This is a genomic window from Anabaena sp. FACHB-1391 (assembly GCF_014696755.1).
Classification (GTDB): domain Bacteria; phylum Cyanobacteriota; class Cyanobacteriia; order Cyanobacteriales; family Nostocaceae; genus Dolichospermum; species Dolichospermum planctonicum.
The window spans coordinates 57,777-65,123 of sequence record NZ_JACJQS010000027.1; the positions used below are offsets into that span (position 1 = coordinate 57,777).

Here is a 7,347-nt window from a genome sequence, read left to right on the forward strand (position 1 = left end):
CTTCGCGCCTTGGCGTGAGATATTTATTCTTCTACTATTAAAATTGGTTGGTGGTTAATTTTTGCTTCTTCAATTTCATTGTCAGATGCAAATGAATCTTTTGGTTCTTTGAGGAAGAATCCACACATAAAGGCACAAATCATGGCGGCTATTCCCATTGTAGCAAATAGGGTTGATGGGTCTGTTAAACTGTAGATTGTTAGATAAACTACGCCACCAAAATTACCATAAGCACCAACGTTTCCAGCTATTTGTCCGGTTGCTTCTTTTTTGATTAATGGGACTATTCCGTAAGTTGCACCACAACCAGCTTGGGCAAAGTAAGCGGTAAACATTGTGACTGCAATTGCCAGGGGAATAGGCCAATCTTTGTTAATGAAATGTGCCATTAAGTAGCCAATTGCAATTCCAGCGGAAATAATGGTCATTGTCCATTTACGCGAACCTAATTTATCAGAAATTAAACCGCCACTAGGACGAGAAAATAGATTAAGAAATGGATAAATAGATGCAATCATTCCGGCTACAATATGTTCCAAACCAAAGGTTTTTTCAAAGAATGCAGGTAGCATGGAAACCGCTGCTAGTTCTGAACCAAAGTTGGTAATGTAGGTAAATTCTAATAATGCTACTTGTCCAAATTGATAACGTTGATTTGCTGGGTAGGTTTTTTGTCCTATTAGTAATTCTTGATTGACTTGATATGCTTGATAGGTTTGATAAGCAAATAATCCTGCTAAGACAATCCAAACTATATACATTTGGCTGAGTGTGAGAAAATGAATTTTCTTTTGTTCTAGTCTCCAAGCTAATAAACCTAATGCGAAGATTAAACCAAAATTAGAAACAATCAGCGCCCAAAAACTTTTGATGGAAGTTACTTCTAATGAGCCATTTTTCTTGGGTTTTTGATAAACTTTACCATGGGGTGTATCTTGCACGTTTTGATAGTAGAATAAGCCGTAAACTGCGGTGACAATTCCTGTTAATGCAATGGTCAAACGCCAATTAGATAAACCACCATCTAAAAAGCTAGTTGCAATTGCAATTGTTGGTAATGCAAATTCTGATCCAAATGCTCCAAAGTTACCCCAACCTCCATAAATACCTTGAGCAATTCCCATTTCTTTAGGAGGAAACCACTCTGCTACCATGCGAATACCAACAACAAACCCAGAACCAACTATTCCCATTAATAAACGACTAATTACTAATTGGTTGAAGTCTTGGGCTAATGCTGTGAATAAACAGGGGATAATCGCAAACATTAATAATAGGGAATAGGTAATTCTTGGACCGAATTTATCCAATAACATCCCAATAATAATCCGCGCGGGAATTGTTAATGCTAGGTTACAAATTCCTAAGGTTTTAATTTGTTCTGGTGCTAAATGTAATTCTTTACCAATTGTGGTTGCAAAGGGGGCAAAGTTAAACCAACAAACAAAGGTTAAGAAAAATGCCAACCATGTCTGATGTAAAATCCGATAACGTCCTTGAAGTGAAAATAGTCCTTTTAGCATTTTCTTTGCTCACAAAATAAGTAGGTTGGCGTTAAAAATTGTCGTTATGACAAGGGAACAGGGAACAGGGAACAGGGCAACTTTACTTTTCGTTACCTATGTCGGTTTTTTTCTGTTCACCTACTTACGAAAATTCACTGACAATGATTAAATTGCCAAAATTGATGATTTATCAACCACTGATAAACCCAGATGATTTAATATCTAGTTTATGAGGTTAATTTTTGGTTTTAAGCTATTGCTGGTTCTCGTAATTTTGCCCCAAATTGAGTAATTAGTATTTCTCTTAATATGGGTTGTAAGTCTTCGCAAGGAATACCTTTTTTCACACAAGTTCCTAAATGTGCATCTTTCCCCACTGTTCCACCCATATAAATATCCACACCTTCTAACATTTGCCCATTTTTACGGACTTTAGTTCCCATGAGGCCAATATCTGCTACTTGGGTCTGTCCACAGGAATTTGGGCATCCTGTCCAATGAATTCGCACCGGATGTGATAAAGTTAATTCAGATTCCAATGATTTAATCATTTCTAAGGCGCGATTTTTGGTTTCTATTAAGGCAAAATTACAAAATTGTGCGCCAGTACATGATACCAATGATCGCATTAATAAGCCAGGGTTAACTGCAAATTTCTCTAATATGCCTTCTGTGTAAAATTGTGTTAAACTACTATCGGGAATGTTGGGGATAATAACATTTTGTTCTACGGTAAACCGGATTTCTCCACTTCCGTAAACTTCCGCTAACCGCGCAATTTCCAACATATCATGAGCAGATAATCTCCCCACGGGAATATTTAAACCTGCGTAGTTAAATCCCGCTTGCTTTTGTTTATATATGCCTAGATGATCCCGTTTTTCCCAGTTAATTTCATCTTTCGCTGCTGCGGGTAATAATGATTTACCAAAACGCTTTTCTACTTCTGTGCGGAATTTTTCTATACCCCACTCATCGAGTAGCCAAATCAACCGGGCTTTTTGTCTGTTTGCGCGTAAACCATGATCTCGAAATATCTCGACAATGACTTTGGATAATGATACAACATCGGCCGGTAATACCCAAACATTTAAAGGCATAGCGGTTTCACAACGTTTTGCGGAAAATAAACCACCGACAATGACGTTAAAGCCAAAGACTGGTATTTGCTCTTGATTTGTCAAAAAAGCGGGAATAAAGGCTAAATCGTTAATTTCTGCGTGAACTGAATTATCTCTTCCCCCAGTAATTGCAATGTTAAATTTCCGAGGAAGATTACTAAATTCTGGATTACCTTCACCATTGTTAGTCAGCATATCCTGGATTTGCTGGACTAATTCTCTGGTATCATATAATTCATTTATGTCCAAACCAGCTACAGGATCACCTGTAATATTGCGGATATTATCCATCCCAGATTGGATAGTAGTCAATCCCACTTTGTGAAATTTATTAAAGATATTGGGAATATCTTGAATTTTTATGCCGCGTAGTTGTATATTCTGTCTAGTGGTAATGTCAGCGCTGCCGTCGTCACCGTAACGCTGTAGTACCTCTGCTAAAACCGATAATTGATTGCTAGTGAGAATACCATTAGGTATCCGCATTCGCATCATGAATTTACCAGGAGTCACTGGACGGAAGAATACACCTAACCATTTTAGGCGGTGGTTAAGGTCATTTTCGTCCATTGCTTCCCAACCGATTTGCGCGAACTGCTCTATTTCGTTCTTAACCGCGAGTCCGTCTTTTTCGGCTTTGAATTTCTCGAATTTATTCAGTTTTTCTGTGGTAGCTGCTGTATCTATCATGGTCTTTTCTTGGCAGATAGGACTTAATTAACTGTGTACCCTTTCATCACTTCTGTATTTACCACTTTGGGGAAATAACTGATAGTAGTTTCCTGTTTTGTGTTTGTAACAGTTGCGATATTGATAACTTAGTGTGATTTTTTATAACAATTCGTATACTAGGTTACTAAAATCAAGTGATTATGCAAAAAATGGATATCATAATTGCTATGATTGCATAAATCAAAAATTTGTTTTTCTAGATGAGCTTGTATAAATTTTAATGCGTTCGTATATGAAGATAGGAATGTGTCTCACGTAGAGACGCTTCCGGCACTGAGAGTAAAAGCTTTAAGGTTTTTTGATTTAACTAAGGTGTTAAAATGTGGAGATTTGATCAAATTTTGGCAGTATTAATATATATTAATTGGTAAGAAATCAGGTATTATTAAAAGCAATTATGAAACGTCGTGACTTTATCAACTGGGTGGGATTGGGTTTTTTAGCTAGTTCTCTACCTATAGCAATTGCGGCTTGTTCTCCTGAAACAACCGCAGCACCTAGTTCTAGATCTAATACTGCTACAAAAGGCTGGCAAAAGGTGGGTACTGTGGCACAATTAGACAAAACTGGTCAATTATTGGCGGAAAATTCGCCAATTGGTGCAGTGTTGGTGGTGGGAACATCGAAAGCTGTTAAAAGTTTAATCGCTGTTAATCCTACTTGTTCTCATGAAGGTTGTACCATTGACTGGAAAGCAAAAGAAAATAAATTTGTCTGTCCCTGCCATGGTGCAGAGTTTGCTCGTGATGGTAAACTCAAACGGAGTCCTGCTAAAAAGCCCCTCAAAACTTACCAAACAAAGATTGAAGCTGGTTCTGTGTTTGTGAAAACAGTTTAAGATGTTCTGAAACCCTGGGTTTCTGACGGAAACCCTTTTTCAATAATCTCTATCAGGGTAAATAATCACTTATTAGCTAGTATTTCCACTAATTTATTTGTATGAAGTAAATACTAAATGAAAAATTAGTTAAATTAAAATTATACGGAAAATGAGTTAAGTCCGTTAAATTTATCATGTATCATCAGGCTAAATCAAAATGCGTTTAGAGCAGTTGCAAGCCTTTTTGGCGATCGCACAAACTGGCAGTTTTCAACAAGCTGCAAAACAATGTGGTGTTACCCAATCTACCATTAGTAGACAAATTCAGGGACTAGAGGCAAATTTGGGGGTAGAACTGTTTCACCGCAGTACTCATGCTAAATTAACTTTAGGCGGTGAACGCTTACTCCCCCGTGTCCAGAAAATTTGTCAAGAATGGGAATCTGCTACACAAGAGTTAACGGACTTAATGGGAGGAAAGCAACCAGAATTATGTATTGCAGTCATTCATTCTGTTTGTGCTTCTTATTTACCACCAGTGTTACAAAAATTTTGCCATGATTACCCAGAGGTACAATTGCGGGTAACATCATTGGGAAGCGATCGCTCGCTAAAAGTTCTCAAGGATGGTTTAGTAGATTTAGCAATTGTTATGCACAATCGCTTTTTAATCACAGGTAAGGAAATGGTGGTAGAAGTGCTATATGATGAACCAATAGAGGTTTTAGTTGCAGCTAATCATCCCCTATCTGAATATGAATCTATCCCTTGGTTAGAATTAATTCGCTATCGTCAAGTAGTATTTAAAGAAGGTTATGGGATGCAGCGTCTCATTCAGGATAAATTTGAAAGTAGGTCAACCAAACTCAGCGCGGCTTTAGAAGTAAATACCTTAGAGGCCTTTCGGGGAGTAGTTCGTCAAGGAGAACTAATTGCTTTACTTCCCCAGTCAGCATTAATAGAATCTAGAAATGATCCTACCCTTGCGGTTCGTCCCCTAGCCGAAAATAGCAATTTAGCCGATAATTCTGGTTTGACTCGTCGGGTAGTAATGGTAACCACTCACGACCGTCTCCAGATTCCTCCCATACAACACTTTTGGCAACTTGTCAAGAATAATATTCCCGCAATGACAACTAACTAATGACTAAATTTAGAGAATTTATCCAAAAAATAGGTAGCGGAAATCACACATCAGAAAATTTAACCCGTGATGAAGCGGCCACGGCTACAAGAATGATGTTATTAAATGAAGCTACACCTGTACAAGTTGGCGCATTTTTAATTGCTCACCGTATTAAACGTCCCACGGGAGCAGAATTAGCAGGGATGTTAGACGCTTACTATGAACTCGGTCCAAAGTTGCAATCAATAGGACAACCTGTAATTATTTTAGGTATACCCTATGATGGCAGAACTCGTACTGCACCGATTAATGTGATTACGGCTTTACTATTAGCTGCTGCGGGACAACCTGTAATTATGCACGGAGGAGATCGTTTACCGACAAAATATGGTCTACCTTTAATCGAAATTTGGCAAGGTTTAGGAATAGATTGGACTAGTTTAACACTAGAACAAACCCAGCAGGTCTTTGAAGCCACAGGAATTGGCTTTGTTTACACCCCAAAGCATTTTCCCCTCAATCAAATTTTGTGGTCATATCGTGAGCAATTGGGTAAACGTCCACCATTAGCAACCATGGAGTTAATTTGGTGTCCCTACGCTGGTGATGCTCACATTATTGCTGGTTTTGTTCATCCCCCTACAGAAGCAATGTTTCAAGTGGCTTTAGGGTTACGTGGGGTGAGGAAATATACTTTTATTAAAGGTTTAGAGGGTAGTTGTGATTTACCACGCGATCGCACAGCCATTATTAGCTTATCTTCATTAAATCCAGATGAATTAACTCGGTTACAACTCGTACCCCGTGAATATGGTTTTGTAACTAAAAATGTGCCTCTAACTACTACAGCAGAACTAATCAATGATTTGCAAGGGGTTTTGACGGGAAACGCCAGCGAACTGCTGCAAACAGCTTTATGGAATGGCGGTTTTTATTTGTGGCGTAGTGGTATTTCTCCAGATATGCAAGCGGGTATAGACAAAGCTACTGAATTAATCAGCAGTGGCGTAGTCAAGGCTAAACTTGACGAAATCAGTACGGTGATGTCTGATAGCGAAGCGTGGTGTTAGCCCAGGATATCCAGGATCAAAGGATGTACAGGATAATGATTTAAAATGGTGCGTTACTATATTATATAGCGATATCTATGCTATACCCAAAGTCTTTACCAAAGGTGCATTACTAATCGCTAACACACCCTACTATAAATAATTTAAGATAGTTCTTCCTTATCAAGATAAGGATAACATTTTTAAAATCCTTTGTCAATACCTGAAAATAAAATTTTTCGCGGTTTTTTTGCGTTTTGTTGGCTGTTCCCTGTCAACTGATTAAAGGATGTACAGGATGAAGATGGGTTTTTCTGATGATGTCAATGATTTAAAATGGTGCGTTACTATATTATATAGCGAACTGCTTGCAGCAGCGCTTCGCTATCGCTATGCTACACCCAAAGTCTATACCAATGGTGCGTTACGCTGTCGCTAACACACCCTACTGTAAATAATTCAAGATAGTTCTTCCTTATCAAGATTAAGATAACATTTTTAAAATCCTTTGTCAATACCTAAAAAGCAAATTTTTCGCGGTTTTTTTGCGTCTTGTCAACTGCCAACAGTTTCCGATATTCACAAAGTACAGATATTAATGATAAAAATCTTGTAGTGCGGGCATCTTGCCCGCTAAAAATCTACCTCATGAAAATGAAATCTGCTGTATGATGATGTCAATGATTTAAAATGGTGCGTTACTCTATTATATAGCGAACTGCTTGCAGCAGCGCTTCGCTATCGCTATGCTACACCCAAAGTCTATACTAATGGTGCGTTACGCTGTCGCTAACACACCCTACTATAAATAATTTACGATAGTTCTTCCTTATCAAGATTATGATAACATTTTTAAAATTCTTTGTCAACACCTGAAAATAAAATTTTTCGCGGTTTTTTTGCGTCTTGTCAACTGCCAACAGTTTCCGATATTCACAAAGTACAGATATTAATGATAAAAATCTTGTAGTGCGGGCATCTTGCCCGCTAAAAA

At 38.0% G+C, this 7,347-nt stretch carries 7 protein-coding genes; 4 read left to right on the forward strand and 3 right to left on the reverse strand.

The features are described 5' to 3' along the window. Positions 1–23: 23 nt before the first annotated feature. Positions 24–1,523 (reverse strand): NarK family nitrate/nitrite MFS transporter, encoded by a 1,500-nt coding sequence (locus tag H6F62_RS13750; RefSeq protein ID WP_190372277.1) that lies wholly within the window; start codon positions 1,521–1,523, stop codon positions 24–26. Positions 1,524–1,753: 230 nt separating this feature from the next. After that, positions 1,754–3,316 (reverse strand): ferredoxin--nitrite reductase, encoded by a 1,563-nt coding sequence (locus H6F62_RS13755; RefSeq protein ID WP_137909259.1) that lies wholly within the window; start codon positions 3,314–3,316, stop codon positions 1,754–1,756. A gap of 439 nt (positions 3,317–3,755) precedes the next feature. Here H6F62_RS13755 and H6F62_RS13760 point away from each other — a divergent pair, with 439 nt between their 5' ends. The 4 genes from H6F62_RS13760 to H6F62_RS21230 all read left to right on the forward strand — a co-directional run bounded on the left by H6F62_RS13760 (position 3,756) and on the right by H6F62_RS21230 (position 6,792). Continuing rightward, a complete protein-coding gene (locus H6F62_RS13760; RefSeq protein ID WP_137909258.1) occupies positions 3,756–4,196 on the forward strand; it encodes a ubiquinol-cytochrome c reductase iron-sulfur subunit in 441 nt (146 codons plus the stop codon). 199 nt (positions 4,197–4,395) lie between these two features. After that, positions 4,396–5,322 carry a LysR family transcriptional regulator gene (locus H6F62_RS13765; RefSeq protein ID WP_190372278.1) on the forward strand — a complete coding sequence of 309 codons (927 nt, stop codon included), beginning with the start codon at positions 4,396–4,398 and terminating at the stop codon, positions 5,320–5,322. Beyond that, positions 5,322–6,374 carry an anthranilate phosphoribosyltransferase family protein gene (locus H6F62_RS13770; RefSeq protein WP_190372279.1) on the forward strand — a complete coding sequence of 351 codons (1,053 nt, stop codon included), beginning with the start codon at positions 5,322–5,324 and terminating at the stop codon, positions 6,372–6,374. Before H6F62_RS13765 ends, H6F62_RS13770 begins: the two co-directional genes overlap by 1 nt. Positions 6,375–6,657: 283 nt before the next feature. Continuing rightward, positions 6,658–6,792, forward strand: a complete 135-nt coding sequence (locus H6F62_RS21230) for a hypothetical protein (RefSeq protein WP_277878597.1) — start codon at positions 6,658–6,660, stop codon at positions 6,790–6,792. Between the two features lie 328 nt (positions 6,793–7,120). On the opposite strand, the gene H6F62_RS20720 is transcribed toward H6F62_RS21230, so the two are convergent. Then, the coding region (locus H6F62_RS20720) for a hypothetical protein (RefSeq protein WP_206755830.1) at positions 7,121–7,347 on the reverse strand (227 nt) is incomplete at its 5' end.